This window comes from Paenibacillus sp. FSL R7-0179 (assembly GCF_038002265.1).
Taxonomy (GTDB): domain Bacteria; phylum Bacillota; class Bacilli; order Paenibacillales; family Paenibacillaceae; genus Paenibacillus_AQ.
The window spans coordinates 2,507,653-2,534,129 of the sequence record NZ_JBBOCC010000002.1 but is presented as its reverse complement, the minus strand read 5'-3'; the positions used below and the strand labels follow the sequence as shown (position 1 = coordinate 2,534,129).

The 26,477-nt window shown below is 52.6% G+C and carries 25 protein-coding genes; 6 read left to right on the top strand and 19 right to left on the bottom strand.

Annotated elements, in window-relative coordinates:
- The first annotated feature begins 284 nt into the window (after positions 1–284).
- Entirely contained in the window at positions 285–845 is a 561-nt protein-coding gene (locus MKX63_RS27505) for a TetR/AcrR family transcriptional regulator (protein WP_341021661.1), read from the top strand.
- Between the two features lie 182 nt (positions 846–1,027).
- Here MKX63_RS27505 and MKX63_RS27500 read toward each other — a convergent pair whose 3' ends face one another.
- The 4 genes from MKX63_RS27500 to MKX63_RS27485 are packed head-to-tail and all read right to left on the bottom strand — an operon-like array spanning position 1,028 to position 5,161.
- A complete protein-coding gene (locus tag MKX63_RS27500; protein ID WP_341021660.1) occupies positions 1,028–2,044 on the bottom strand; it encodes a Gfo/Idh/MocA family protein in 1,017 nt (338 codons plus the stop codon).
- Between the two features lie 38 nt (positions 2,045–2,082).
- Positions 2,083–3,171, bottom strand: coding sequence for a Gfo/Idh/MocA family protein (locus tag MKX63_RS27495; protein ID WP_341021658.1), 1,089 nt, complete (start codon positions 3,169–3,171; stop codon positions 2,083–2,085).
- Positions 3,168–3,944, bottom strand: a complete 777-nt coding sequence (locus MKX63_RS27490; RefSeq protein WP_341021657.1) for a sugar phosphate isomerase/epimerase family protein — start codon at positions 3,942–3,944, stop codon at positions 3,168–3,170. The genes MKX63_RS27495 and MKX63_RS27490 overlap by 4 nt, the downstream gene beginning before the upstream one ends.
- A 53-nt stretch (positions 3,945–3,997) precedes the next feature.
- A complete protein-coding gene (locus tag MKX63_RS27485) occupies positions 3,998–5,161 on the bottom strand; it encodes a Gfo/Idh/MocA family protein (protein WP_341021656.1) in 1,164 nt (387 codons plus the stop codon).
- A gap of 158 nt (positions 5,162–5,319) precedes the next feature.
- Here MKX63_RS27485 and MKX63_RS27480 point away from each other — a divergent pair, with 158 nt between their 5' ends.
- A complete protein-coding gene (locus tag MKX63_RS27480) occupies positions 5,320–6,153 on the top strand; it encodes an AraC family transcriptional regulator (protein WP_341021655.1) in 834 nt (277 codons plus the stop codon).
- Positions 6,154–6,675: 522 nt separating this feature from the next.
- Here MKX63_RS27480 and uxaC read toward each other — a convergent pair.
- Positions 6,676–8,085 (bottom strand): glucuronate isomerase, encoded by a 1,410-nt coding sequence (gene uxaC / locus MKX63_RS27475; RefSeq protein WP_341021654.1) that lies wholly within the window; start codon positions 8,083–8,085, stop codon positions 6,676–6,678.
- A 154-nt stretch (positions 8,086–8,239) separates the two neighbouring features.
- On the opposite strand from uxaC, the gene MKX63_RS27470 reads away from it, so the two are divergent.
- The 3 genes from MKX63_RS27470 to MKX63_RS27460 all read left to right on the top strand — a co-directional run bounded on the left by MKX63_RS27470 (position 8,240) and on the right by MKX63_RS27460 (position 10,377).
- Positions 8,240–8,932, top strand: a complete 693-nt coding sequence (locus tag MKX63_RS27470) for a GntR family transcriptional regulator (protein WP_341021653.1) — start codon at positions 8,240–8,242, stop codon at positions 8,930–8,932.
- 47 nt (positions 8,933–8,979) lie between these two features.
- A complete protein-coding gene (locus MKX63_RS27465; protein ID WP_341021651.1) occupies positions 8,980–9,834 on the top strand; it encodes an SDR family oxidoreductase in 855 nt (284 codons plus the stop codon).
- A 135-nt stretch (positions 9,835–9,969) separates the two neighbouring features.
- Entirely contained in the window at positions 9,970–10,377 is a 408-nt protein-coding gene (locus MKX63_RS27460) for a hypothetical protein (protein ID WP_341021649.1), read from the top strand.
- Positions 10,378–10,413: 36 nt separating this feature from the next.
- Here MKX63_RS27460 and MKX63_RS27455 read toward each other — a convergent pair whose 3' ends face one another.
- The 12 genes from MKX63_RS27455 to MKX63_RS27400 form a co-directional block, all read right to left on the bottom strand.
- The gene (locus MKX63_RS27455; RefSeq protein ID WP_341021647.1) at positions 10,414–11,091 is read right to left on the bottom strand and encodes an ABC transporter ATP-binding protein; all 678 of its coding nucleotides are present in this window, start codon (positions 11,089–11,091) and stop codon (positions 10,414–10,416) included.
- Entirely contained in the window at positions 11,088–12,212 is a 1,125-nt protein-coding gene (locus MKX63_RS27450; RefSeq protein WP_341021645.1) for an ABC transporter permease, read from the bottom strand. The genes MKX63_RS27455 and MKX63_RS27450 overlap by 4 nt, the downstream gene beginning before the upstream one ends.
- Before the next feature lie 275 nt (positions 12,213–12,487).
- On the bottom strand, positions 12,488–13,858 hold the full coding sequence (locus MKX63_RS27445; protein WP_341021643.1) for a sensor histidine kinase: 1,371 nt from the start codon (positions 13,856–13,858) through the stop codon (positions 12,488–12,490).
- 17 nt (positions 13,859–13,875) lie between these two features.
- Complete coding sequence (locus MKX63_RS27440) at positions 13,876–14,553, bottom strand: response regulator transcription factor (protein WP_341021641.1); 678 nt, start codon at positions 14,551–14,553, stop codon at positions 13,876–13,878.
- A 718-nt stretch (positions 14,554–15,271) separates the two neighbouring features.
- Positions 15,272–16,087, bottom strand: coding sequence for an SDR family oxidoreductase (locus MKX63_RS27435; RefSeq protein WP_341021639.1), 816 nt, complete (start codon positions 16,085–16,087; stop codon positions 15,272–15,274).
- A 55-nt stretch (positions 16,088–16,142) separates the two neighbouring features.
- Positions 16,143–16,595 (bottom strand): MarR family winged helix-turn-helix transcriptional regulator, encoded by a 453-nt coding sequence (locus tag MKX63_RS27430; protein ID WP_341021638.1) that lies wholly within the window; start codon positions 16,593–16,595, stop codon positions 16,143–16,145.
- Positions 16,596–16,764: 169 nt separating this feature from the next.
- The gene (locus tag MKX63_RS27425; protein ID WP_341023312.1) at positions 16,765–17,955 is read right to left on the bottom strand and encodes a metallophosphoesterase; all 1,191 of its coding nucleotides are present in this window, start codon (positions 17,953–17,955) and stop codon (positions 16,765–16,767) included.
- Between the two features lie 396 nt (positions 17,956–18,351).
- Positions 18,352–18,858, bottom strand: a complete 507-nt coding sequence (locus MKX63_RS27420; protein ID WP_341021637.1) for an HIT family protein — start codon at positions 18,856–18,858, stop codon at positions 18,352–18,354.
- Positions 18,859–18,874: 16 nt separating this feature from the next.
- Entirely contained in the window at positions 18,875–19,288 is a 414-nt protein-coding gene (locus tag MKX63_RS27415) for a bacteriohemerythrin (protein ID WP_341021636.1), read from the bottom strand.
- 120 nt (positions 19,289–19,408) lie between these two features.
- Complete coding sequence (locus tag MKX63_RS27410) at positions 19,409–20,314, bottom strand: NUDIX hydrolase (RefSeq protein WP_341021635.1); 906 nt, start codon at positions 20,312–20,314, stop codon at positions 19,409–19,411.
- A gap of 187 nt (positions 20,315–20,501) precedes the next feature.
- On the bottom strand, positions 20,502–21,365 hold the full coding sequence (locus MKX63_RS27405; RefSeq protein WP_341021634.1) for a cation diffusion facilitator family transporter: 864 nt from the start codon (positions 21,363–21,365) through the stop codon (positions 20,502–20,504).
- Between the two features lie 379 nt (positions 21,366–21,744).
- Positions 21,745–22,248 carry a ferritin gene (locus MKX63_RS27400; RefSeq protein WP_036694058.1) on the bottom strand — a complete coding sequence of 168 codons (504 nt, stop codon included), beginning with the start codon at positions 22,246–22,248 and terminating at the stop codon, positions 21,745–21,747.
- Between the two features lie 123 nt (positions 22,249–22,371).
- On the opposite strand from MKX63_RS27400, the gene nagZ reads away from it, so the two are divergent.
- Positions 22,372–23,712 (top strand): beta-N-acetylhexosaminidase, encoded by a 1,341-nt coding sequence (gene nagZ / locus MKX63_RS27395; protein WP_341021633.1) that lies wholly within the window; start codon positions 22,372–22,374, stop codon positions 23,710–23,712.
- A 154-nt stretch (positions 23,713–23,866) separates the two neighbouring features.
- On the opposite strand, the gene MKX63_RS27390 is transcribed toward nagZ, so the two are convergent.
- Together MKX63_RS27390 and MKX63_RS27385 are read right to left on the bottom strand one after the other, a co-directional pair.
- On the bottom strand, positions 23,867–24,967 hold the full coding sequence (locus MKX63_RS27390; protein WP_341021632.1) for an efflux RND transporter periplasmic adaptor subunit: 1,101 nt from the start codon (positions 24,965–24,967) through the stop codon (positions 23,867–23,869).
- A 27-nt stretch (positions 24,968–24,994) separates the two neighbouring features.
- Positions 24,995–26,383 carry an ABC transporter permease gene (locus MKX63_RS27385; protein WP_341021631.1) on the bottom strand — a complete coding sequence of 463 codons (1,389 nt, stop codon included), beginning with the start codon at positions 26,381–26,383 and terminating at the stop codon, positions 24,995–24,997.
- Positions 26,384–26,477: the final 94 nt, after the last annotated feature.

The following is a 26,477-nucleotide window of genomic DNA, read 5'->3' as shown; positions in this document are numbered from 1 at the left end:
TGAAAGTCAATTTGATCGCTTACTTAACCATTCATCCATAAACTTAAGAAATAGAATATTTATTCTATTTATATTCCAAAACAAAGAGAATTAAATCTCAAATTAATTCAGAATAAAAATTCTATTTTTCATATTTTTGTCATGAAACCAGTTTTTTTATGGCCAAATTCACCATGAAATCTATCTTTTTGATACTTTATAGAGGAATACATATTCTGTTAATTGACAATTCCTTGCAGGGGATGTACTATTTCATAGAATGATTTTTCCGCTAGCGAGGTGTAATGATGGGTAAACGCGATGATATTCTTCAGGCAACCCTTGATTTGATTACTGAAGAGGGCTTACAATCTGTTACTTTTGCCAAAATATTTAAGAGAGCCAATGTCGGCTCCAGCACATTCTACCATTATTTTGAGAACAAAGAGCAATTGGTCAATGAGCTGTACCAAAAGGTCCGCATACATAAAAATGAGTTCGTCATGAACGGCTATGATCCTGGACTAACGATCTATGAGCGTGTAAAAAGTCTTCTGAAGAATACAGCCATCTACTCGCTTCACTACCCCAAAGAGGTTGATTTCACAGAGAACTATGGCTCTTCGCCCTATATTGCCGAGGATTTGCGGAACACACCTGCTCCCTCCACCTTAGAGATTTTCTCCATCATTGATGAAGGCCAGCGGCAGGGAATTATCCGGGAAATGAATGTTTGCCTGTGCTATCAGCTGATCTACGGAATATTAATTGCTGTGATCAAAGGCTATCTGGACGGAAAGTACCCGCTTAACGAGCAACAGATTCAGCAGACCATTGAAGCATGCTGGCTTGCGATTAAGCTGTAGCAGCTAACACAAGTGGAAGCGGCTTTGCCGTCCTTTTAAAGGACGGTACCGTTTCAGCGAGAAATAGAAGGGTAAGCTATCATGTGAAACATATAACTTCTATATTTCAAATAGGGCTATCCCTTAAGCAAAGCTTTGCCTAAGAGACAGCCTCTATTCCGGCACCGGCCGGTTGATGAATACTAGACCTGCGGGACCAGATTCCGGCTCCCCGAGGACTTGTAGATCTCTGCAATCAGCGTGAGCGCTTTGATGCCTTCAGCACCGTCAATCCAGAACCTGCGGCCTTCACGGATATGGGCGTAGAAGTCATGAATTAACCTGGAATGCCCGCTGCCCCAGTAGGATTTCCCTCCGCTGCTGATGCTCTGCGGCTCATAGAGCAGCGTCTCCTGACCATTTTTCCACAGATAGAGGCTGTCCCGGCGCTGCTGCAAAGTCCCTTGCTCGAAGACAAGCTCCAGCTCCACCGGTGAATTAGCCTGATACGCATTGGTTCCGTAGAAGAGTCCGCGCACTTTGTTCTTGAAGCCGATACACGCATGCGCGCTGTCTTCGACCTCAATGACATCGTTCAGTACATCAGTACTGACACTGCCTTTCACGGAATCAATGTCACCGCCGAACCATTGCAGCAGATCCAGGGTATGGATAGCCTGATTGATCAATACCCCTCCGCCTTCCGTAGTCCAACGGCCTCTCCAGGGACTGTTCGTGTAGTACTCCTCAGTCCGGGTCCAGGTCACCAGGCCCTTCATGCAGAGGAGATTGCCCAGGCTGCCGGAATCAATCACTTGTCTGATCCTCACCGAAGGTTCATTATAGCGGTTCTGGAATACTACACCCAGTTGTCCCGCAGAATGCTCCGCCGCTTCCTGCATCATGCGGGCTGAAGGCACATCCAGCGCCATGGGCTTCTCAGTTAACACATGCTTGCCGGCCTTCAGCAGCTCCACCGCCATTCCGGCATGCAGATGATGCGGCGTGCACAGATGGACGATGCTGATATCTGCTCGCTCCAGCAGCTCCCTGTAATCAGTCAGGCCTTCACATTCGTAATCCTGAGCAGACTGTGCTGCCTGAACAGGGTCACTGTCCACCACGGCTACCAGCCGCGCATTGTCGATGGAAGCAATGGCTCTGGCGTGCAGCGGGGCAATCGCCCCGCAGCCGATAATCGCTGCTCCATTAGTATTCATCTTAACCACCTTCCGATCTTCTGCTAGCTGTCCTGCACCTATTTAAGCGTATCCGGGGTCAGATTCACCGCTTGCCGCTGCGCTTCCAGACACAGCTCAGCCGCCTTGAACGCATGCTCCTGGGTCATCGCCTTCTCCGTCCGTTCCAGGCAGTCCAGAATCAGCTCACCGAAGAACGGGAAGCCGATCTTCCCGGCCACATGCTCATAATGCTCTCCCTCGCCGTCTACCCAGTAGACATGGTCCGGTGTGCTGGAGCGGCCGATATCGCTGTATTTGCGCAGTTCAATATAGCCTTCCGTACCGAGAATGATCGTCCGGCCGTCGCCCCAGGTTGCGAGTCCTGACGGAGTGAACCAGTCAACGCGAAAATACTGCGTAGCCCCGTTGTCTCCAACCAGTGTAGCATCCCCGTAATCCTCCAGCTCAGGATAAGACGGATTGTTATAGTTGGCGACCTTACTGTGCAGCACCTTGGCATCCCGGCAGCCCGCATAGAAGAGGAATTGTTCAATCTGATGGCTGCCGATGTCACAGAGAATGCCGCCGTATTTGTCACGCTGGAAGAACCATTCCGGCCGGCTTGGTGCATTTAACCGGTGCGGCCCCAGCCCCATCACCTGAAGCACACGGCCAATCGCCCCCTGCTGCACCAGCTGACCGGCATAGACAGCGCTCTCTACATGCAGTCTCTCACTGTAGTACGTCATGTATTTCCGCCCCGTCTTCTCTACCTGAAGGCGTGCCGCCGCAAGCTGGTCCAGCGAAGTGAACGGAGATTTGTCCGTGAAATAATCCTTCCCGTGTGCCATCACCCGCAGACCGAGCGGACCTCGCTCCGAAGGAACGGCCGCCGCTGCAACGAGCCGGACCTCAGGATCTTCAAGAATCTCTTCAGCAGAGCGTGCGGCTCTGACGCCGGGATACTTGTTCTGGAACGCTTTTACCTTCTCGGGGTCAGAATCGTATACCCACTTCAGCTCGGCTCCCGCTTCTACCAGCCCGTTGCACATCCCATAGATATGCCCATGATCCAGCGCCAGCGCGGCAATCACGAATTCACCCGGTCCCACCACAGGCTTCGCCTCATGTACCGGAGCATACATCATTCCATCCTTGCGGCTCATGCCTGCACCTCCAATCTGGAATGCAGATGCCGGAGGCTGATCTCCAGGCTCTCAAACGGATCACGCTGGCACACATCCTGCTCCACGATATGCCATTCCACACCCGTCTTACGGCAGGCCTCAATAATCGCTCCATAGTTCATGTTGCCTTCACCGATCTCAGCGAACACTGCCTTGCGGTTCAGAATAGTCATATCCTTGAAGTGTACAGCCTGCATTCTGCCTTTCACCTTGTGAATCCACTCTACGGGATCTCCGCCCCCGGCCTGCACCCAGTACAGATCCAGCTCGAAGCCGAAGACCTCCGGATCACTGTCCTGCAGCAGCACATCCATGCCCGTCAGACCGTCAAAACGTTCAAATTCAAAATCATGATTATGATACACAAATTGCAGGCCATGCTCTTCCTTAAGCGTACGTGCAATGCCGGAGGCCAGCTTGGCGAAGGTGCGGTAGCCCTCCTGGCTGGTCTGATATTCCGCAGGCAGTGAGCCAAGACCGATGTATTTGCAGCCCCATAGCTTATGTTCGGCGGCGAGTGCATCCAAATCATTCACCAGCCTGTCCCAGGGAACGTGTGTCGCACATATTTTCAGATTGAATTCATCTGCATATTCCTTCACCAGCTTAGGGTCCATCGGACCGATGCCGGAGATCTGGACAGCCTGGTACCCGATGCTGCTCACCTTCCGCAGGCTCTCCCGCAAGGCCTCCGGCGTCTGGGTATATTCACGCAGAGTATACATTTGGGCGGCAATCGTTGAACGATTCATTGTATTCATCCACTCCTAGTTAAGTTTGAGTTGCGTAAGAGAGTAAGGTTGGCCTAGTGGGTGCCCGATACATCCAGGGCTTTCTGGCTGACAGGCGCTTTGTGAAAAGTAGACTTCTCAACCTGCTCCATCAGCTTCTCATAGAACAGCTCACTGTTGATCGGCAGGTCTACCCAGTTATCGGTCCACGCGGACAGATACATGGCATTGGACAGGGTAAGGCCATGAATGCCCTCTTCCCCCGGGGCCAGCAGCGGCTCATCGTGCAGAATCGCATTGGTGAAGTTACGCATGATGCCCTTGTGCTGATCCCCGTCTCCGGGTGCCACCGGAATCTCGCATTTCCAGCACTCCGGTGCACCGAAGCCTCCGGTGAATTCCGCATTGAACTTCGGCTCCGGGGTGCGAAGGCGGAAGAAGGTGAGCTTGCCGTCTTCAATGACGATTTTACCGTTGTCGCCTGTAATCTCGAACCGGTTCGTCCCCGGCGCTTCCCCTGTAGTGGTGATGAACAGCCCGGTTGCGCCGTTCTCATATTCCACATAGGCAGTCACATCATCCTCAACCTCAATATTCCGGTATTTCCCGAACTGGCAAAAAGCGCGTACCCGCTTAGGCATCATCCCGGTAGTCCACTGCCAGAGGTCAAGCTGATGCGGGTCCTGGTTCAGCAGCACCCCGCCGCCTTCCCCGCCCCAGGTCGCCCGCCAGCCGCCAGAATCATAGTAACTCTGAGAGCGGTACCAATTGGTGATAATCCAGTTCGTGCGCCGGATCTCTCCCAGCTCCCCGGAGCGGATCAAGTCTCTCAGCTTCTGATAAAGCGGGTTCGTCCGCTGGTTATACATAATGCCGAACTTGCGGTCAGATTTCGCTGCGGCGTCATTCATCTCCTGGACGGCTTTGGTATAGACACCGGCAGGCTTCTCAATCAGAACATGCAGCCCGTAGCCCAGCGCTTCAATCGCCAGCGGCGGATGATCATAATGGGGGGTAGCGATCAATACAGCATCAATAGCACCAGACTTGAACAGCTCCTCCGGCGACAAAAAGCGCTGCACGCTGTCCGGCAAATGCTCCTCTGCCCAATCCAGCCGCTCAGGGCTGCTGTCGCATACCGCTGTAAGCTCAGCCCCTTTAATATCACTCAGCAGACTTTGGGCATGAGCGCGTCCCATATTGCCTACTCCGATAATTCCATATCGTACCTTATCCATCTCCCAGTCCCTTCCTGAAACAGTTTATGATATGAGGATAACCCTATTTGCCGACGGTGAACATGACTGTAATTAAGGTTTATTTGTATATAAATAAGATGTAATAGATAAATGAAAGCGTTATAATAGATTTATGTCCTTAATGGAGGAGCTCAGAGATGAATATGATTGGAAATGGCAATTTGACCGGGCGTCTGCTGCACAACCTGACGGTTACCGTTACCCATGCCCAATTAACCAGCAGATATCCGGGATGGAACCGGACGAATGAGACCCCTGCCTTCAACCGGCTCTATTATATTGATTCCGGCGAAGGCAAGGTGATTATCAATGGAGTGGACTACTACCCGAGACCCGGACAGCTGATGATTATGCCTGCCGGTTCCACCCAGACTACAGATACTTCACGTGATGATCCTTATACGCGCTACTATTGCCACTTCGATGCACAGATCGGAGAATGGCCGCTGTTTCATTCTGCGAATAAGCTCTACATCTGTGATGTGCCTGACCCGGAGGCCACCCGGACGATGTTCGCGGAGATGATAGAATGGTTCCAGGATACCGGCTTCCTCGCCACCCTGCGGACGCAGGCTGCACTGCTTACGCTGCTGTCGCTCTGTCTGGAATCTGGAGGATACAGTAATTTCCTTGACGATCTGACGCATACAAGCGACCAGGGGAAGCTGGCAAATGTGCTGGGCTACATCGATCAACGGCTCATGCGGGCGCTGACGGTGGAGGAGCTGGCAGAACGGGTCCATCTGCATCCGAACTATTTCATTCCCTACTTCAAGAAATTCATCGGTGTTCCGCCGATGCAGTATGTCCAGCTGAAACGGATGGAGCTGGCTAAGAGACAGCTCTCCTATAGCGATTTCAGCATCTCAAGTATTGCCGAGCAGGTCGGCATGGAGCTGGCCCATTTTTCCAAGGTGTTCAAGAAGTCGACCGGCGTCTCCCCTTCTGCTTACCGGAGCAGCACGAGGTAGAATGTACCGGAAGTATCAGAACGTAATCACCCTGCGAGTGAAAAAGCTTACCTTCACGCGAACACAATGTATGTTCTTTTTCACATACATTGGTCCATATTCGCTGTAACGGCCAATTGTAATCGGTTTTTCGATTACATTTGGCTTACGCAGCGTTCCCAGTCCAATTGTGATCGGTTTTTCGATTACATTTGGCTTACGCAGCGTTCCCAGTCCAATTGTAATCAGTTTTTCGATTACATTTGGCTTACGCAGCGCCCCCAGTCCAATTGTGATCGGTTTTTCGATTACATTTGGACTACGCTACCCACCCGGTCTAATCGCGTTTGCTCTCTGTAATAATATGTTAATCAAATGGACAGACGACGTTCTTTTTTAGGTACGCTGCTCATTTTTATGCTGGTGTTGTGCCTTGAAAGACATAGTTTCTGAACAATAAAAAAATCAGCACGCCTCTCTAGGAGACCTGCTGATTTTTTTATGCTTTTTCAAACAACGGATGCTATGGTGCACTCCCGATCTCTATTTGATCCCGAAATACGCATCCGCATTGTTGTAGCATATATTCTCAATTGTCCGGCCGATCAAGGCATAATCTCTCGGCAGGTCTCCCTCTTCCATCCACGTTCCGAACAGGTTGCAGAGAATGCGCCGGAAGTATTCATGACGCGTGAAGGAGAGGAAGCTTCGGGAGTCCGTCAGCATGCCGACAAAAGGACTGATCAGGCCGATGCTTGCGAGCGCCTTCAACTGCTGCAGCATCCCCTCCTTCTGATCATGGAACCACCAGCCGGAGCCCATCTGCACCTTGCCCTTGATGCCGGCCCCCTGAAAGTTGCCGATCGCGGTGGCGATCATCTCATATTGCGAAGGGTTCAGCGTGTAGACGATGGTCTTCGGCAGCTGTCCGCTGGCATCCAGCTCATTCAACAGCGCGTTGAGGCTTCGTGCCATATTGAAATCCAGAATTGAATCGAAGCCGCTGTCCTTGCCGAGGGTACTGAACATCCGTGCGTTGTTGTTGCGCAGCGCTCCGATATGCAGCTGCATGCTCCAGCCCCGCTCATGATAGAGTCTGCCTAATTTGATCAGCGTATGGCTCTGGAACTTCTGTTCCTCCTGCGGGCTGATCTCTTCCCCCTTGAAGGCCCGGGAGAATATGTAGGCCGCTTCATGCTCTGTGGACTGGGCATGTGGCAGCTCGCCGAAGGCCTGATCCGACAGCCGGCAGCCATGCTCATGGAAATAATCGATCCGCGCCGTCACAGCTTGGAGGAACCCGGCGTAATCGTGGATTTCAAGACCGCTCGCTTCACCAAGCAGGCCCACATATCCGGTGAAGCCTTCATCACGGATGTTCAGCACCCGGTCCGGTCTGAAGGTGGGGGCAACTACCGTCTGAAGTGCGCTATCCTTCTTAAGCTGAATGTGATGCTCCAGTGAATCAATTGGATCATCCGTTGTGCAGACCACATTGACATTGAGCTTTTTGAGAATGCCCTGCGTAGTCAGATCATCTCCCTGGAGCTGCTCATTGCAGCGTTCCCACACACTCTCTGCTGTCTCCCCGGAGAGCAGCTCGTCGATCCCGAAGTAGCGCTTCAACTCCAGATGAGTCCAGTGGTAGAGCGGATTGCCCACCATCTCCGGCAGGGAGCGCGCCCAGACCATGAATTTGTCTTTGTCCGGCGCATTCCCGGTAATTAGCTGTTCGTCGACACCCAGCCAGCGAAGCGCCCGCCACTTGTAATGGTCCCCGGATAAGGCGAGATCAGCGATATTGCGGAACCTGCGGTTACTGCTGATCTCCTGCGGATTCAGATGACTGTGGAAATCGTAAATCGGCATTGCGGCGGCATAATCGTGATACAGTCTCTGTGCACTTGAACTTAACAGCAGCCAGTCGTCATGAATAAAAGATGAGGTACTCATATTGTTCTCCTGCCTCTCGTCTATGATATTGGCGGGCTACGGATACCGTCTTGAAACGAACGGCAGACGTTTCTGCCCGTAAGCACTACCATACTACCATACTTGTATGGTAGTATGGTAGTGCTTACAATAACTATAGCAGGAGGGTTACACGATGGAATACACTATAGGTACACAAGCGCTCTCCACAAGGGACATCGTGTATCGTTCACTGAAGCATCAGATTCTGCTGCTGGAGCTGCCGCCCGGAACCGGCATTTCGGAGAAAGAGATTTCGCTGAAATTCAACGTCAGCCGCACCCCGGTCCGGGAGGCCTTCGTCCGTCTGGCCCAGGAGGGCCTGCTTGCCGTATATCCCCAGCGGGGGACGGTGGTCTCCCTGATTGATTCCGAACTCGTGGAAGAAGCCCGCTTCATGCGCGAGCATCTGGAGCGGGCGGTCATCCGGGAAGCGTGCAGCACCTTCCAGGCCAGGAATCTTATTGATCTGAAGGCCAATCTGGACAAGCAGAAGCTCTGCATAGAGGACCAGGACTATAAAGAAATGTTCATGCTGGACGAAGAGTTCCATCATGTGATTTTCACGGGCTGCAATAAAAAGAACACCTGGGAGGTCATCCAGCAGATCAAGGTTCACCTGAACCGCAGCCGGATGCTCAAGCTCACGGCAGATCACAACTGGGAGCATCTGTACCGGCAGCATTATAGTCTATATGAAGCTATTGAGCTGCATAATATTCAGCAAGGGGATCAGATTATGCAGGAGCATATGGCCTTGACAATCGCCGACCAGGAGATGCTGATGGAGAAATATCCGCAGTATTATAAGCAAAGATCCGCAGACTGACAGAACCTGACACTAATCATACTTTCACCAAGAAGGGTTGGATCACTATGACCGAGTTGGCATTACAGCCTGCGCTGGCAGGCAAGACCGCCGTAATTACCGGAGGAGCGGGAGCGCTCTGCAGCGCCATGGCGCTGGAGCTAGCCCGCCAAGGCATGAAGGTCGCCATCCTGAACCGTACCGAGGCCAAGGGAGCGGCTCTGGCTGCACAGATCACTTCCGGCGGCGGCCAGTCCCTGGCCTTGGCCTGCGATGTTATGGATGCCGGCAGTGTCCGGCAGGCAGCGGATGAGATCTGCAAGCAGTGGGGTCCCTGCGACTTGTTGATCAATGGAGCCGGGGGGAATCAGCCTTCGGCGATTACCACCAAGGAGACCTTGGAGCCGGGAGATTTAGAGAACCCCGATATTGTCTCCTTCTTCGATCTGTCCGTGAACGGCTTCCGCACGGTCCTCGACCTCAATCTGACCGGAACATTAATTCCAACCCAAATCTTCGCCAAGCAGATGCTCGGACGCCCCGGAGCTGCGGTGATTAATATCTCCTCCATGAGCGCCGCTTCACCACTCACCAAGGTTCCGGCTTACAGCGCGGCTAAGGCAGGCATCAACAACTTCACGCAGTGGCTTGCGGTTCATCTGGCAGAATCTGGCATACGGGTGAACGCCATCGCTCCCGGCTTCTTCGTCACTGCCCAGAATGAACAGCTGCTGAAGGACCCGAAGGGTGAATTAACCGACCGTTCGCTCAAAATCATCTCCCAGACCCCGATGCGCCGCTTCGGCACACCGGAGGATCTGCTCGGCACCCTGCTCTGGCTGGCCGATGAGTGCATGTCCGGGTTCGTGACCGGGGTGACCATCCCCGTAGACGGCGGGTTTATGGCCTACTCGGGCGTGTGAGCCTGAGATATCAATAATAAAAAACCTGGACCTCAGAAAACAGGTCCAGGTTTTTGTTCAGCTGCGAAGTGACAAGGCGGATGTATGTGGAAAATCGAATAGAATAGGTACCGAGAAGCAATATGAGCCGAATGTATGTGGAAAACCGAATACATTGGGCGTGGCGGCGGCGTGTGGAACAAATGTAATCGAAAAACCGATTATATTACGCCGGATGGTGGTGTGCGGACCAAATGTAATCGAAAAACCGATTACATTGCGCCGGATGGTGGTGTGCGGACCAAATGTAATCGAAAAACCGATTACATTACGCCGGATGGTGGTGTGCGGACCAAATGTAATCGAAAAACCGATTACATTACGCCGGATGGTGGTGTGCGGAACAAATGTAATCGAAAAACCGATTACATTGCGCCGGATGGTGCCTTGCGGACCAAGTACATTGTGCTCGCAAGCAGCCATATAGACCGGATGTATGTGGAAACGAATACAATTAGTACCACGAAGGTGATTATGCCAGGCTTGTGGGGCTTAGGATGCTAAACATCCTTCACCCGCAAGGCAGGATCATCCCGTCCCCTAAGCTTCAACCAGCACTCCATCCGCCAGATGCAGCACCCGGTCGCACCAGTCCAGCATCCGTTCGTCATGAGTCACCATTACGGCGGCCTTGCCTTCGCTCCGCACCTCCTCGGCGATCATTCGTACCACTTCCCGGCCGCGGCTGTAATCCAGGCTGGCTGTAGGTTCATCCGCGAACAGAATGGCCGGCTTGTTCATCCATGCCCGGGCAATCGCCACCCGCTGCTTCTCGCCCCCCGACAGCTGTTCGGGGTAATGGTTGCGGCGTTCCCAGATCTCCAGACGCTTCAGCAGATAGGCGGCGCGCACCTTCGCTTCCTTCTGGCTGAGCTTAGCCAGCTTCGCGACATAGAGCAGCTGCTCCTCTACCTTCAGGAACGGCAGCAGCTGCGCATTTTGGAACATGAAGCCGATTTTTTTCAGCCTCAGCTCCGTTAGTGCCCCCTTGTCCTTGTCACGAAGCGATTCGCCGTCGAGCAGAATCTCTCCGCTGGTAGGCGTGAGCAGCGCACCGGCTGCGGAGAGAAATGTGCTTTTCCCGGAGCCGGATGGCCCCAGTACTGCTATGAATTCGCCCTCGTTCACCGTAAGGTCCAGATGGTTCAGAACAGTCATCGCCCCCTCCCCATCCCCGTAAGTCTTGCTTACCTGCTTCATCACTAATTTCGCACTCATGCTCCAGTCCTCCCTATCGCTTCCAAAGCATCCACTTTGGCTACTCTTGCTACCGAAATTAACGAGCCCAGCAGGGACATCCCTACGAACAGCAGACTGGTCATTGCCATCGTCTGTCCGTCCAGCTCAAACGGCATCGTGTCGGGCAGGCCCATATTCATCCCAAGCGTAAGCAGAATGCCCAGCGCCAGACTGATGACAGACAGCAGCATGACTTGACCGACTACACTCCAGGCCAGATAGGACATCTTGGTCCCCATTGCCTTCAGGATACCGAATTGGCTGGTCTTCTGGATCGTAATGACATAGAAGAATACAGCAAGAACTACTGCAGCAATCACGAACAGGAACACAATCATCATCAGCAGCGAATTCTGTTCGGCGGAGTAACCGGGAACACTGGAGATTGCCTGTTTTTGCGTAATTACCTCTATAGACTGCTGCTGATCTGCAAGCTGCGCAGCTTGAGCCACCGTTACATCCAGCGCGATCACATTGTACGGGGCATTGGTATTGCCTGAGCTGTCGCCTTCCTTAACCGCTCCTTGCTTCATCGCCTGCCAGTCCAGCTGATTGATATACACCACCGGCGTATGGCTGTAGGAGCTGTCCTTCACGAAGCCGGTAACCGTCCAGCTCATGCCGGAGGCCTGATCACGGATCGTACTGCCAATGGTAACGCCGGACTGTTCCAGCTTGGAGTCTGCAACCGCGCTCCCTTGAACCTCATTGGTGAATCCGGCACCTTCCGTTACATCAGGAGCCAGCATCCCCGTCATATCTACGGCAAAAAACGTAATATCTGCCTTCACATCCGCACCGGCCGCTGTAATTGTACTGGTCTGTACCCCCAGCGGAGTCGCGTTCGCCTCTCCGGCTAACGACCGGGTAGCCGCAAGCTCCGTATCTGTTAACTGTGAACGCCTGAAGGTATGATCCGCGTCGCTCTGCACGGCAAAATAATTAGCGGGCATATTTTTCAGCGCTGAAATGTTGGCATAAGCCAGACCTCTGGCCAGTCCGGTGACGAACAGCACCAGGAACGAAACCAGCAGCATAATTACCATAATGAGGCCGTAACGCGCTTTGGAGTGCCTCATCTCCCGAATTGCCAAGAACATAGTACCACTCCTTCTAATCTGTATAATCACAGTTTAGAGAGTGAAGATGAACGGAGTATGAATAAAGAATTACACTATATAGATTGAACATAGCCGCTTCCAAAACAGATGGCAGGCGCAACTGCGGTGAATATTGGACTTCCGGCCGCTGTTGTTCCCAGATTTCTTGATTTCTACCGCTCTTCGCGGTAGAAATCCGGTAACAAAGGCGTACGCTTAGCTCCTACAGTTCCAAATTCCCCTCCGTTGCTTTCATCTATTTTATGAATGACTAATCAATCTATATCGTTAGGGTAGCGGGGCAGAGAAACAGTGAACGTAGTTCCTTCCCCTACTGTGCTCGTCACCTCGATGGTTCCGCCATGCGCCTGGACGATCTTTTGGGCAATGGCCAGCCCCAGCCCGCTGCTACCCGGCTCACGGGATCGCGACTGATCCACCTTGTAGAACCGGTCGAAGATCATCGGCAGCTGCTCTGCCGGAATGCCCGCACCGTTGTCGGTCACTGTTACAATACATTGCTGGCCCTCCACTTGTGCTGCAATGCTGAGGGTCCCGCCTGTAGGAGTGTATTTGATCGCATTCGTCACCAGATTCATCCACACCTGATAGAGCAGATTGGAATCGCCCGTAAGCGTGATGTCTTCTGCATGCAGCCGTACCGCCAGCTCCTTCTCCGTAAGATGCCACTCCATTATCTGAATCACCTGCCGCAGCTGGGCGCGCAGATCGAAGCTTCTTTTCTGCAGAGCATGCTCGTCATAATCCAGTGAGGACAAGGTGAGCAGCTGCGTGCTGAGCATGGACAACCGCCGGCTCTCATCCCCGATAATGGACAGATACTCCAGACGCTGGGCTTCCGGCAGAGTACCGTCCTGGAGCGCATGGGCGAAGCCCTGAATAGAGGTTAGCGGCGACTCGATCTCATGCGAGACATTAGCGACAAACTCCTGTCTTGCCCGGTTCGTGCGCTCCAGCTCGCGGCTCATCGTCATGAAGTGGGAAGCCAGCTGGCCAATCTCGTCGCGGCGTGCGGTGTAGAGCTTGATGTCGTAGCGCCCCTTGGAGATTAGAAGCGTGGCCTCGGTCAGCCGGGTGATCGGTCGCACCACATGAAATACAGTAATCAGCATGAACCACAGGCTTAGCAGAATAATGACCCCGATAATCACGACAAAAAAGATCCGCAGCTCCCCGAACTGCACCTGGGCATCCGGACGCATGAACAAGGCATAGGTCTCCCCGTTAATATGGACCGGCACCCCAATGGAATTGCTGAGCTGGTTATCGAAAAAGCCGGTCACGAACAGCTGGCCGGGGAAATTCCCCACCCCATGGTAGATCTCGCCGGCCAGCACACTGCGCAGCGCCTCCTCCTTGAGGTCATTTTTGCGGAAAGGCAGGCCGTAGAAGCGTTCTTCCCCGTCAGCGTTGACCAGATACATCTTATACCCCAGGGATGCTGTACTCAGGAGATATTCTTCCACCGCATCCGGGTGATCCTCGATGAACTGCTGCAAACCTATGGCCATACGGGTCAGCTTAGCATCATTTTTCGGCTTGACTTGGGACTGGTAATACAGGTTAGAGACCAGAAACCCCAGCACGCTGCTGATCATAATCACCGAGCAGAAGATGATACTCATCCTTACATAGAGCGATCTCATGAGTTCACCATGTCCACTTTGTAGCCAATTCCCCGAACCGTGCGGATGGTAAAATCATTCTGATATTCGCTGAACCGCTGCCGCAGACGCTTGATATGCACATCCACCGTCCTCTCGTCCCCTTCATAGTCTGCCCCCCAGACCAGCTCAATCAGCTCACCGCGCGTGAACAGGCGTCCAGGATATTGGGCCAGCTGGGCCAGCAGCTCGAACTCCTTTACCGGCAGCAGCAGCACCTCATTTCCGTCACTGATCTCGTAATTCTTACGGTCTATCACAAGCGAATTCAGGCGAATCCGGTCATCTGAGGCGATGGAATAACGGCGGAACAAGGCCTTAATGCGAAAGAGCAGCTCCTCCGGCTCAAAAGGCTTGGTCACATAATCATCCGTGCCGTGCAGATACCCCTGCTCCTTATCGCTAAGCTGCTGACGGGCCGTCAGCAGAATGACGGGAATATCATAGTTCTCCCTTATGTATGCACACAGCTCCAATCCGTCCATATGCGGCATCATCACATCCACCACCGCCAGATCGACCGTCTGCTCCTTCATCCGTGCCGCCGCTTCCAGCCCGTCTCCGGCTTCGATTGCTTGGTATCCCTCTCTCGTAAGAACATGCCGCAGCAGCGTTCGGATATGAACATCGTCGTCGGCTACCAGTATCTTTTTCAACTTACATACGCTCCCTCCGGCTTGCCTGATTAATGTCATCATACTAGCAACAAACGTTACTTAAGACAATAGGACTCCACCCCAACGAGCTCTACTAGTACATAATCAGCTTTAAAACGGTAAGAATGAACATCGAGTTAATATTTGGCTGATACCGCACCCTTTACCGACTTTAAGTAGGTAATTGTATTTCCTGCAATAGAAAACGCATTACTGACCGAAAAATGAGATTCTATTGTATTTCATACAGTCTAATGTTGTGTTTTGGGTGAAAAATGGCCTTTTTTCAACATTCCATTGTACGGAATACAATAGATTGTAATTCGAAGCCTTTTTTTACGTATTCTATTGTACAAACTACAGTTGCTATCGTTCCAGCGCCTACAGCATCTGTATAACTGCTGCGGGAATGAGGCGCTGGCTCGTTAGTGGGCGTTGTTCTTCAGGGGCGTTTGGCTTGGCGTAACGGACTGAGGTGCTCTTCTTTGGGAAGAACGTCGCCAATTGGGCGAGTAACGGACTCCACAGGCTTTATCCTTTGCACTTCAGCTCCGAAACGTCTCATAGAGAGACTCTAAGGTCCACTGAGTCCGTTACGCTGCAAAAAGTGGCGTTTTCGCGGGGATAAGATCTCGCTGGTCCGTTAGATTTGGGGTGGATAGGGTTTAACAAGCTTATCCATCCTTTTTAATCTGATGCTGTGTTAGCCCACTACGTTCTACACTATAAAATACAAAATACTGTCCCTCAGCGGGGTGGCCGGTCTGCCCATAAGCCGCTCCAAATCCCCGGAGGTGGAAGCCGTATCCAGCTTGCGGAGCCAAGTATAGATCCAGTGCTGTACACTCGCGTCCTGAACATGTACAACAGGCTTCCCGGCAACCGCAGTCAACACTTCAGCCAGAACTGCGAAATCCCAGGTTCGGGAAGCAGCCAGCTCATACACCTGATTGCCGGACTCTCCACTGCCAAGCACAGCAGCCGTAGCCAGAGCCAGGTCTGCGCGTGTTACCGAATTGAACCTCCAGTCTCCCGGCGCTGTTGCCAGCTGTCCAGTGGAGATAGCCTCCTTCAGGCCAAGTACTCCTACGAAATCCATATACAATCCGTTACGCAAAAAAGTATAGCCCATACCGGACTCTATGATTGCCTGCTCCGTCAGAGTATGCACATTCCCTGGCGTACTCCGATCCGTACTGTGCTGCGGAAAAGCAAAACCCGTATAAAGCAGATGCCGGACCCCGCCTCGCTTCGCTGCATCAATAACACGCTTATGCTGGGCGAGACGTACATCGTCGTCTGTATGCGAACTGGAAATCAGCAGCAGCCGGGAAATTCCGTGGAAGGCTTCATCCAGTGTTTCCGGCAGGTCGTAATCCACCTTGCGGACTTCTATTTCCGGCTCCAAGAAAAGAGGCGCTTGCTCCATCCTGCGGACCCCGGCAACGATCTGCCGGGCCGGCAGGCGCTGACTTAACTGTTCAATAATCAGACGTCCCAGCTGACCAGTGGCCCCTGTAATCATGATTTTCATAAGTAATTCCTCCTCAATCTTATCGGGTTCGGGTAACGAATAATTGCCAGTTCTGCTAGCCTTGTTCCCGGCCCAGCTTATTCAGCAGCTCCAGCAGCAGGTGCAGCTCCGGCTCATCTAGCCGCTTCATTACCGCCGCAACCGCTTCCCGGTTCCCCGGCAGCTGTTCCATCAGCAGTCGCTTACCTGCTTCGGTCAGCGAAATGACGGTCTTACGGCCATCCTGTGCATGAGCCGCCCGCGTAATATAGCCATCCTTCTCCAGCGGAGTCAGCAGCAGGCTGATATTGGCTTTGGTTACCGCGATTCGCTCAGCAAGCAGTGAGGGAAGGATCGATCCCCCGTGCTTCGCAATCTCAACCAGAACGCGAATTCTTGCCCCGTTCAGCCCCTGCGCCTGCCAGTATTTCTCGGAGACGGCCACCGTGCCGGCTGTCGCTCCCACCAAGGCGAAGAAGACCCTATTTTCCAGCGGCAGCTCAAGCACAACCTTTTGTAAATCATCCATTTGTTAATTTCAGCTCCATTTAGTTAATGGCTTAACTATATTTACAGATAGATTATCTGATCCTGTCAGGATTGTCAAAAGAAAACGCACAGCTCCTCCGTAACGAAACAAAACCCCCTATCCTTCTTAAGGAAGGCAGAGGGTTCGATACGCCGCATGCGGGTTTCCGTTAAATTAAAATAGGCTTAGCCGTAGGAGAGACCTTGTCTTCACCATAGCTCATGCTGCCATCCAGCACTAGCTCCAGCTTAATCAGCTCCGAGCGGCTGGCCAGCCGGATCGGCGGTCCCCAGGTTCCGTAGCCGGACGAGACGATGACATGCAGCTTGTTTTTGAGCAGATAACCCCAATCCAGTTCGAACAGGCGCCGGGTAATCCAGTGATTCGGTGCAATCTGCCCCCGGTGGGTATGACCCGACAGCAGCACATCCACTCCAGCCTCAGAAGCGATGCCGAAGCCTGTCGGCTGATGATCCATCATCAGGATCGGCTTGCTGCGGTCAAGTCCCGTAAGTAGGTCTTCCACGCTTAGCCGTCCACCTGTCTCCATAGCTTCAGCAGTCTTGTCTTTGCGCCCGGCCACGTAGACTCCCGAAGTCTCTACCACTTCATCCTGTAGCACCTGAATGCCGACACTCCGCATAACCTCCGTATACTGCGCAATCGATCCGCCGTAGTATTCGTGATTGCCCAGCACAGCGTAGACCCCATAACGTGCCTTCAGCTGCTTCAGCTGCTGCTCCATTCCATTGCGGAGAAAAGGCTCAATGCTGTCATCCAGCACATCTCCGGCCAGCAGAATGATATCCGGGTTCATCGCGTTCATCTCCCTGACCATTCTGCGCAGATGGCGGTTGCCGACAATGTTGCCCAGATGGAGGTCGGAGGCTACAGCTACCGTCAGTGGAACGCTGGTTCCGATGGATTTGTCCACCTTAAGCCGGTGGGTCCGCACCACAGTACTCCAGGCATTGCGCGATCCCCAGATCAGGAAGACGGCGAGCAATACCAGCACTGTAGTCCCGGCTTCAGTCACGAATGCGGACAGATTCGCGCCTGCGAGCGCCAGCACACCATAGAGCAGATCGGTCAGCGGCAGCATGATCACGGCGAACTCCATACAAGCCAGATAATATGAGCCGATCACCTTGAACAACCTGCCTACCGGTCTGAGCGCCTGCGGCAGCGGCACCCGTCCAATCATATAAGAGAAGGAAATGACAAGAAAGACAGTCCAATACGCAGCAGTATTTATCCCCGGCAGCCATGCCTGGAGCAATACGGACAGATGCCATCCAATGTAGACATTCACCAGTCCAAGCACCAGCACCATGACCGCAGCCCCGGCCAGCATCCGCATGTTTTTCAATTCATCCCACTCCCTTAAAGTAAGTTTCTATCTTATCCACTTCAAATCATAACACAAAGTATTCACCAGGTATAAACTGTGCCGCCGACCTGTGATAAACCTGAGTGCTTCCCCTTGGAAAAAAGAAAGACAGCCCTGCGGCTGCCGTTGATGAATACTTAAATCAGGAATGCATAACTGCAATTTGTACAACTATATCGCCCGATTTGCCACCAAATCTCTGTTTAGCTGTATTTCGTGCAATTAAAATGCCTATTTATCAGGAGCTTCACCCATCCGGGCAGATTTAGTTGTACAGACTACAGTTAGAAGGGAATTGCCTTCCGTTTCACTGTTTTTAGTTGTATCAAATACACTAATCCCTGAATATTCACATCGAACGCAGTTTCAAACCTTACTGCTTGTTGAACTAGCCTCATTACTTGCAGCGTCCTGGCTCAGGAACTCCAGCGTGTCCATGGCTTTTTTCAGCATCGGCTCTTTCTCTATCAGCGCTTCTACCATTCTCAGTCTGGTTTCGCCCAGCCGTCCCCCGGCTCCGTCCGGATGCAGCGGTTCTCCCCACAGTAGGCCATCCCCCTCGTATCTGGGAAGCACATGCATGTGGTAGTGGGTCAGATCGTTGAATTTACCGCCATCGGCAATGATTCTAATCCCGTCCGGCTGATATAGACGTTTGAACAGCGCGGAGAGCTTCTGTGAAGCGTCCATAACGGCATGAGCAGTTTCCGCATCCATCTCATCGACGTCCCAATAGTGCTTTTTCGGCAGAATCAGAGTATGGCCTTCATTGAAGGGATCGATATCGAGTACACAGGTGATATATTCATTCGCATAGACGATATTAAGGCCGGGTTCTATTCCATTTGCAATTCTACATCCGAGGCAATCCACTTTGGTCTTCTCCCCTTTAGACCGCCCGGTTCCCCTTGGCAGCGATGCATTCACCGATTAGCTTGTCGCATTTGTGAATATGATTGATCAGCCAGTCTGTGAGCGTGCGGTTCAGCTTGATTGTGGATAATACGGATACCCCTTTGCTCTTAACCGTCTCCTCCAGCTCCAACACTGTCTGCACGAACTCTGCGTGCGTCTTCTGATGCTCCGTCAGCTCCGGGAAGTCGATATCCTTCATCAGCTGCTCTTCACTGCCGAAATGCTCCACGGTATAGTCCTTGAGGAACTTCAGCGTTTCTTCGATCTTTTCTTTGCCCTGCTGGTTGCTGCAAGCTTCAAAAAAATCATTCAGCTTCACAAGCAGCTGCCTGTGCTGGCAGTCAATCTTCTCTACACCGATATCATACGAATCTTTCCAGCTAATCATAGGCTCACCCTGTCCTTTGCCATAAACACAATAGTAAAAATATAACTAATTGTCTGCTTTTCCCTATGAAAGTTCTATTAAGAACATCACAGGGCGGCATTACCGGACAGGAGGGCAGTCTCAGAATAAATTCCACTCCCGGTTATACCGGTACAGCTTCGAGGGACGGTGTCCGGCATCCCGGGTGCTCTGATCCGTCTCAATGACCCGCTCTGCGATTTTTCGGCGGAAGGCGGCAGCGAGCAGCTCCTTGCCAAGGATGATCTCATATACCCGCTGCAGCTCGGACAGGGTGAAGAGCGGCGGCATGAGATTGAAGATAATATCCGTATATTCCGCCTTGCCGCGCAGACGTTCAATGGCATACTGCACCATGAGCAGATGGTCAAAAGAAAACCCCGCGCTGCGCACGATCTCACGGCTGACCTGGCGGACATGCCCCTGAATAGTCTCCGTAAGCTTGACCACCCCGCTTAGCTTCTCCTGCTCATTCTCCAGTATAATCTCCACCAGTGTCTCCTGACGGATGTCCTGCTCCAGCACCTCGCGGCGGGTCTCCAATATGTGGTACGAGACGTTGAACCAGGCGGCTGCGGCTGCATCATCCCCTGCCTGTACGTCCAGAGCCATTCGGTCCACGAGCGCCATGTAGGAGCAGCTGATCACCCTCATCCGCGGATCACGATCCACATCGCCCCAGGTGTATAGCTGCTCCATGTAAATGTTATCAATATTAGTCTCGCTGTAGAGCTCCCGGCGGGCTGCTTCCTCTACGCTCTCACTGATCCCTACGAACCCTCCGGGCAAAGCCCATTGTCCCAGAAAAGGATGCTCCCCGCGCTGAATCAGCAGCAGCTGTAAGGACTTCTCCGCCAGCTTGCGGTAGTTATCCTGCTCCTGCTCCATTACCGTGAAGATCAGCATATCGACGGTGACAGACGGACGTTCGTAGTTGCCGGCATTATAATTTTTCAGGAATTGCTCCTCGTTTAAGCCGTTAGGGTCGGTGACTGGTTGATTTGGCATGGATATTCTCCTTGTCTTGAATCAATTAATAAGTTACGGTTGTTAATAACATATTGATATTATATACATGTTGCTGGAGTGCGGGCAAGTCTGCCGGGAAGAAGCACTATTTTGCCCATATAAAAAAAATTGCCCCACCCGAAAGCAAGGCAATTCATGTAACCTATTCTTATTGCGCACTTGTTGGTCACATCGGTTCGATATGGACGAGCACGGTAGAGACCTGATGACGGTCCTTTAGCTGATCTTCGATCTCCTCCGTAATATCGTGACTCTGCACCACATTCAGGTTGGAATCCACCAGCACTGTAGTATCGACCAGCACATTATTGCCGTGAATACGGGCTTTGATATCCTTAATCGACTCCACACCCTCAATCTCAGCTACCGTCTGCTTCATCATCTCCAGCTTACCGGCATCGAAGCCGTCGGTGAGGTCATGTGTAGCTTTGCGGAAAATATCCCAGGCCGTCTTGCAGATCAGCAATCCGACAATCGTGGCAGTAAGCGGATCTAACCAGGGAATTCCGAACTGTGAGCCGATAATGCCAACGAAGGCTCCCAAGCTGACCAGCGCATCCGAACGGTTGTCCTGCGCCACTGCATGCATTGCATTGCTGTTCAGGCTGCGGGCAAGTCTGATGTTGTAGCGGTAGACTGCAATCATAACCACAGCACAGGCAGCTGCCGTCCACGCGGCAATCAGATCAGGGGTCTCCAGCACAGGCTGAATGAATTTGTTCACACCCTGATAGAGCACTTGGAAGCCTACAGCAATCATGATAAAAGAGGCGACCAGTGCGGCAACTGTCTCTGCTCTGAAATGACCATAGCTATGGTTGGAATCCGGGGGTCTGCGGGAAATCCTAAGCCCGGTCAGAATGGCCAGAGAAGCAATAATGTCGGTGCTGTTATTCAGCCCGTCCGCAAGAAGAGCCTGAGAGCCTGACACCGTTCCTATGAATAATTTGACGGCAGATAAGAGTATGTATGCTAATAGACTTAGCCATGCTCCTTTTTCACTTTGTTTGATATCGCTGTAATTATCCAAGAAAAAGGACCTCCAAAGATTAGTATTGTTCCATACTACACGCTGAGTTACAGGTGGGTCTAGAGAAACAGTGTTGCCGGACAGCGTAAGAGTTAACCCCGCTAAATAGAGTTGGGAGCCCGGAAGTAAGTTGCGGCCCCCAACATTCTTTGCCCTTGTTCAACTTCGCTGCTGTTCTGCTGCTGACAGGCCGTGTAACTTTTCCCGCAAAACGAAGTCTAACTATACGGTGACCCTAAGCCGGCTAAGTGGAAGCGGCATTGCCGTCCTTTGAAGGACGGTACCGTATAAATTCATCTATTTGCACAAAAAAAGCGGCTCCCCCTCTTAAAGGAGAATGCCGCTGAGCTTGCGCATGATTGGTTACACTGGCTGTCTACTACTCCGCTGGAGGAGTGAACGAACGTGCTGCAAATTCTGCATCCAGCATATAGAAGGCATTGCTGTCAGTTTCGATCCGTTTGAGCTTGGCGATAATGTTGCTGAAGAGCGCCTCTTCTTCCACCTGCTCATCAATGAACCATTTCAGGAAATAGATCGTCGCATGCTCCCGTTCATCCAGGGCGAGATCCGCCAGATGATAGAATTTCTTCGTATTCTGCTGCTCATGCGCGAAGGCATGCTCGAACGCATCCAGCATGGAGCTATACTCATTGTTCGGTTCAGGCATCGCCGCAAGGGTCGCCCGGTAATCACGGTCATTCAGGAATTTGTAGATCTTCATGGCATGGAACCGTTCTTCTTCAGCCTGCACCAAAAAGAAATTGGCGAATCCGTCCAGGCTCTCACCGGAACAATACGCAGCCATCGCAAGATAGACATGCGCAGAATAGAATTCGAAATTCATTTGTTCATTAAGCGTGTTCATTAATTGCTCTTTCATTGACAGGTCACCTCATCCTATAGTATTGATAATGCTTGAAGCAGTTCTGCAGTTCATATGTAATGTCTTGTTCATTCTATCATCCTTATCCGCCAAACCGCAATCGAAAGGAAGATTCCCCTGATGAAATGGCTCAGCCTTCAAAAGATAAACAATAGTCCCCTCCGCCGCTCTCTCCTCCCGCTCGCCGCCTCCGCCTGCCTGCTTCTGGCAAGCGGCTGTGAGGGGAATGGAAATTCCGCACAGGTCAGCACCGGTACCGGCTCCGCCCCGGCAGCGGCGTCTGCCTCTCCGGCTGCTGCACAGACACCTGCGGCAACCGAAGCAGAAGCGACACCGTCACCTGAGGCTTCGGCCACTCCTGACCCCGTCTCCCGGAAGCTCGCCGGGATGACCCTGGAGGAGAAGATCGGGCAGATGCTGCTGGTCGGCGTCCAAGGCAAATCAGCAGGTGCTGAAGCGCGGAAGATGATTGCCGAAGACAAGGTGGGCGGAATCATTCTGTATTCGGGTAATGTCGGCAGCCTGAAGGAGCTGGTGCAGCTGACCAACGCCTTGAAGCAGAGCAATGCGGGGAATCCCGCGCCGCTGTTCATGAGTGTCGATCAGGAAGGCGGCAAGGTCAGCCGTCTTCCTGATGACTATGCCGCTTTCCCTTCGAACGCAGCTGTCGGCAGAGGAGACGATGCCGACGCTGCCGGAAAGATGGGCGAGCTGCTCGGACGGGCGGTGAAATCCTCCGGCTTCAATATGGACTTCGCGCCGGTGCTCGATATCAACAGCAACCCGGATAATCCGGTAATTGGTGACCGTTCCTTCGGCCACAGCGCAGAGCTGGTCACCCGGCTAGGCATTGCCGAGATGAAGGGGCTTGAGCACGCAGGCGTCATTCCCGTGGTCAAGCATTATCCAGGCCATGGCGATACCTCGGTGGATTCACATCTGGAGCTGCCTGTGATCAACAAGACAGAGACCCAGCTGGCAGAACTGGAATGGCAGCCATTCCAGGCAGCGATCCGGGAGAAGGCCGATGCTGTAATGGTGGCCCATATTCTATATCCGAAGCTCGACCCGGACAAGCCAGCGTCGCTGTCTCAAGTGATTATCGGCCAGCAGCTGCGCGGACAGATGGGATACGAAGGAGTAGTCATTACGGATGACATGACCATGGGTGCGATCATTAAGAATTACAGCCTCCCTGCTGCAGCAATAGAATCCGTATTGGCCGGCAGCGATATCTTGCTGGTCGCCCATGAATACAAGAACGAGCAAGCCGTGCGTGCCGCACTGCTGGACAGTGTCAAGAACGGCAGCATCTCCGAAGCACGGATTGACGAGAGTGTCTATCGTATTCTGGCGCTGAAGGACAAGTATCAGTTAACGGACGAAGCGGTGCCCTTGCCTGATCTTGCTGGCTTGAACAGTGACATCCAGGCTTGGCGCAAGCCGTTCATGCGAAAGTAAAAATACTCCAAGCTTTCAGCAATAAGTGGGGCCAGCCTGCTACTGTCCTCCACACAGGCTACAATCCGCAGAAAAGCCCCAAACCCGGAAATCACCCGGGCTTGGGGCTTTCAACTGCTTTCAACTGCTTTCAACTGCTATCAACTGCTTCTAACTATTGCAGAACCACGGTGTCTCCTGCCTTCAGTCCCGATAACACCTCAGTTTTATCAGTCGTTTCCATTCCGGTCTTGATCTCTTTGCGTTCGTACTGGCCGTTTCCTTTGTCCACCATCACGAAGGCCAGATCCCCTTCGCGGATGACGGCGATATTGGATACAACCACCGCCTTCTCTTTGCGCGAGGTCTCCACGTCTCCGCTCAGGCTAAGGCCGCCAATCAAATGCTCGTCCGGCTGCATGGAGATGACTACCTCAAATTGCGGAAGCTGGCCGGTTGTGTTCTGTCCGGTAGTCGTTGTGGCGAACTTGGCCACTCCGGTTACCTCTCCGTTCAGGACCAGATCTTTTACGGCGGTCATCTTCACCTTTACCTTCATACCCTTTTTGATGCGGAAGATGTCCTGCTCCCCGACCTGCGCAATGAACTCTACCTTGTTCGTGTCCACAATCTTACCAATGTACTGATTGTCGGTGACGGTCTGCGGCCGCTCCGTGCTGCTGTCGAAGAGGAAGATCCCGTTCTCCGGTGCATGGTATACCGCAGTGTTCAGCTTCGCCTTCTTCTCCGCAAGCTCTTTGGCTTGAATCTCGGCATTCACCTGGTTCAGCTCATCGCTCAGACGGGCGGTTTCCTGGGCAGCCAAGGCTTTTAGCCGTTCTGCTTCTGTTCCGGCCGGGGCCGAGGAATCATCCTCCTGCTGGCTGACAAAAGCGTTCAGCTCCCCCTCCAGCTTCGCCTTACGGGCAGTCGCTTCCGCTGTAGCAATCTCATTACGGAGTGTGCTCTGATCCAGAGTGAAGAGCACCTGGCCCTTCTTCACCTGTGCCCCGTTCTCCACCTTCCAGGAAGTGACCTTGGAAGCAAAGGGGGCATACACCAGCGTCTCCTGCTGGTATTGCGATCTGCCCTTGATCTGCACTGAGCTGGTCAACGTCTCTTCTGTTACCGGGAAGCTAATTACCTGCATCGGTTCAGGCGGGAGATCCGCAGTCTCATCAGCCTTGAAGAATTTGGTATATCCGAAATAACCCGCAGTTCCGATAATACCTAAGATTATAATCCATTTCAGGCTCTTCTTTAGAGTCCTCTTCATCGTTTCGGCTTCCTTTCTAGCTTAGGGTTAGTCACGTTTAATAGCGGTTAATGCATCGGTTCTGGAGGCGCTGATCGCCGGATAGATCCCCGACAGCACACCGGTCATAATGGCAAAGGACATTCCGACCGGCAGATTCATCACCGGAATGAAGAAATTCATCCCCTCCCCTGCGCTGCCTACCAGCTTGTTAAGTGCCATGACAATTAAATAGGAGAAAGCGACACCCAGCATACCCCCGAGCAGTCCCAGAAGTGCAGCTTCGGTAATGAACATGTTGCGGATCTGCCCCATGTTAGCCCCGAGGACCTTCATAATACCAATCTGGCGCCGCCGCTGATGAGTGGACATGGTCATGGCCACTATGATCGAGATGGAGGCGATGATCAGGATGAATACCCCGATGCCGAGCGCCGCCATTTTGATCATATCAAATTGCTCCTTCAGCATCTCCTGCTGGTACAGATTATCTTGAGCGTTCAGGGTCAGCTTCTGAATCATCTGCTCCACCGGCTTGATGTTCGCCACATCGTCTACTTTGACCGTAACCGAGTTGTAGCTTCCTTCCGGCGGGAGACTGAGTGAACTGGAAGTAGAATTATCGAAGGTCAGCTCCTTGGCGAGCTGCTGGGCGGTCTCCGGCGACATATACATAATCTTGTCGTAAGAGGCCCGCTGATCATCCATTCCCTTGGGAAGCGCCAGAATGCCGCCGACCTGAAGCGGCGAGCTAAGCTTGATTGTCTGTGAAGTAGAACTGTAATCCTGAGCCTGAATCTGGACTTGCTTACGGTACAACTCGGACGGTACTGTGGACAATTTCTCATACTGCTGATACAGCTCGGGGTTATACGGCCCGCTGCTCATCTGCTCGAACAGCTTCTCCCGGGTCTCCAGATCAATCAGGCCCAGGGTAGCCCCGTGATTAAGCACTACCGTTCCAACCTGGTCGTTCGCCCCGCCCTGTTTGAATTTGTGATCATAGGCTGTCAGCTTCTGGAGATCAGTCACCACAATCTTCACATCCGAGATCTTGTTGTCTACCGTTAGTATCTGGAGATATCCGGCCTCCTGAAAAGGCGAAGCCGCCTTCACATGGTTCAGTCCGCGGATAATCTCCAGCTTCTGGTCAGTCAGCTTGCCCTGATCAAGGTTCTCGGCCCCACCTCCCGATCCGCCGCCTGCGCTCTGGCCACCGTTCGACGGAATTCCTCCGCCAGGCGAGACCATAATCTCATCCATTTTGAAGTTGGCATTCACCTGTTCAGTCACATAGACCTGTGCCGACTGGCCCACACTCAAGGCTACGATAATGGCTGCGCAGCCGATGGATATCCCGGTCATACACAGACCTGTAACTACCTTTCGCCGTTTGACCTGTTCCCAGGCCATCCGTGAAATGTCTCTGATCTTCACGGTTTCCCTCCCTCTGGAGGATCAGCTTCCGCAGCGGTCTGGTGTTCAGGTTCCTCAGCCGGCGGATCTTCATCCGCTGCTGCTGTCTGCGGCT

Coding starts and splice junctions, on each gene's coding strand:
- MKX63_RS27505 (WP_341021661.1), top strand. CDS start 285: ATGATGGGTAAACGCGATGATATTCTTCAGGCAACCCTTGATTTGATT.
- MKX63_RS27500 (WP_341021660.1), bottom strand. CDS start 2,044: ATGAATACTAATGGAGCAGCGATTATCGGCTGCGGGGCGATTGCCCCG.
- MKX63_RS27495 (WP_341021658.1), bottom strand. CDS start 3,171: ATGAGCCGCAAGGATGGAATGATGTATGCTCCGGTACATGAGGCGAAG.
- MKX63_RS27490 (WP_341021657.1), bottom strand. CDS start 3,944: ATGAATCGTTCAACGATTGCCGCCCAAATGTATACTCTGCGTGAATAT.
- MKX63_RS27485 (WP_341021656.1), bottom strand. CDS start 5,161: ATGGATAAGGTACGATATGGAATTATCGGAGTAGGCAATATGGGACGC.
- MKX63_RS27480 (WP_341021655.1), top strand. CDS start 5,320: ATGAATATGATTGGAAATGGCAATTTGACCGGGCGTCTGCTGCACAAC.
- uxaC (WP_341021654.1), bottom strand. CDS start 8,085: ATGAGTACCTCATCTTTTATTCATGACGACTGGCTGCTGTTAAGTTCA.
- MKX63_RS27470 (WP_341021653.1), top strand. CDS start 8,240: ATGGAATACACTATAGGTACACAAGCGCTCTCCACAAGGGACATCGTG.
- MKX63_RS27465 (WP_341021651.1), top strand. CDS start 8,980: ATGACCGAGTTGGCATTACAGCCTGCGCTGGCAGGCAAGACCGCCGTA.
- MKX63_RS27460 (WP_341021649.1), top strand. CDS start 9,970: ATGTGGAAAACCGAATACATTGGGCGTGGCGGCGGCGTGTGGAACAAA.
- MKX63_RS27455 (WP_341021647.1), bottom strand. CDS start 11,091: ATGAGTGCGAAATTAGTGATGAAGCAGGTAAGCAAGACTTACGGGGAT.
- MKX63_RS27450 (WP_341021645.1), bottom strand. CDS start 12,212: ATGTTCTTGGCAATTCGGGAGATGAGGCACTCCAAAGCGCGTTACGGC.
- MKX63_RS27445 (WP_341021643.1), bottom strand. CDS start 13,858: ATGAGTATCATCTTCTGCTCGGTGATTATGATCAGCAGCGTGCTGGGG.
- MKX63_RS27435 (WP_341021639.1), bottom strand. CDS start 16,087: ATGAAAATCATGATTACAGGGGCCACTGGTCAGCTGGGACGTCTGATT.
- MKX63_RS27430 (WP_341021638.1), bottom strand. CDS start 16,595: ATGGATGATTTACAAAAGGTTGTGCTTGAGCTGCCGCTGGAAAATAGG.
- MKX63_RS27425 (WP_341023312.1), bottom strand. CDS start 17,955: ATGCGGATGCTGGCCGGGGCTGCGGTCATGGTGCTGGTGCTTGGACTG.
- MKX63_RS27415 (WP_341021636.1), bottom strand. CDS start 19,288: ATGATTAGCTGGAAAGATTCGTATGATATCGGTGTAGAGAAGATTGAC.
- MKX63_RS27410 (WP_341021635.1), bottom strand. CDS start 20,314: ATGCCAAATCAACCAGTCACCGACCCTAACGGCTTAAACGAGGAGCAA.
- MKX63_RS27400 (WP_036694058.1), bottom strand. CDS start 22,248: ATGAAAGAGCAATTAATGAACACGCTTAATGAACAAATGAATTTCGAA.
- nagZ (WP_341021633.1), top strand. CDS start 22,372: ATGAAATGGCTCAGCCTTCAAAAGATAAACAATAGTCCCCTCCGCCGC.
- MKX63_RS27390 (WP_341021632.1), bottom strand. CDS start 24,967: ATGAAGAGGACTCTAAAGAAGAGCCTGAAATGGATTATAATCTTAGGT.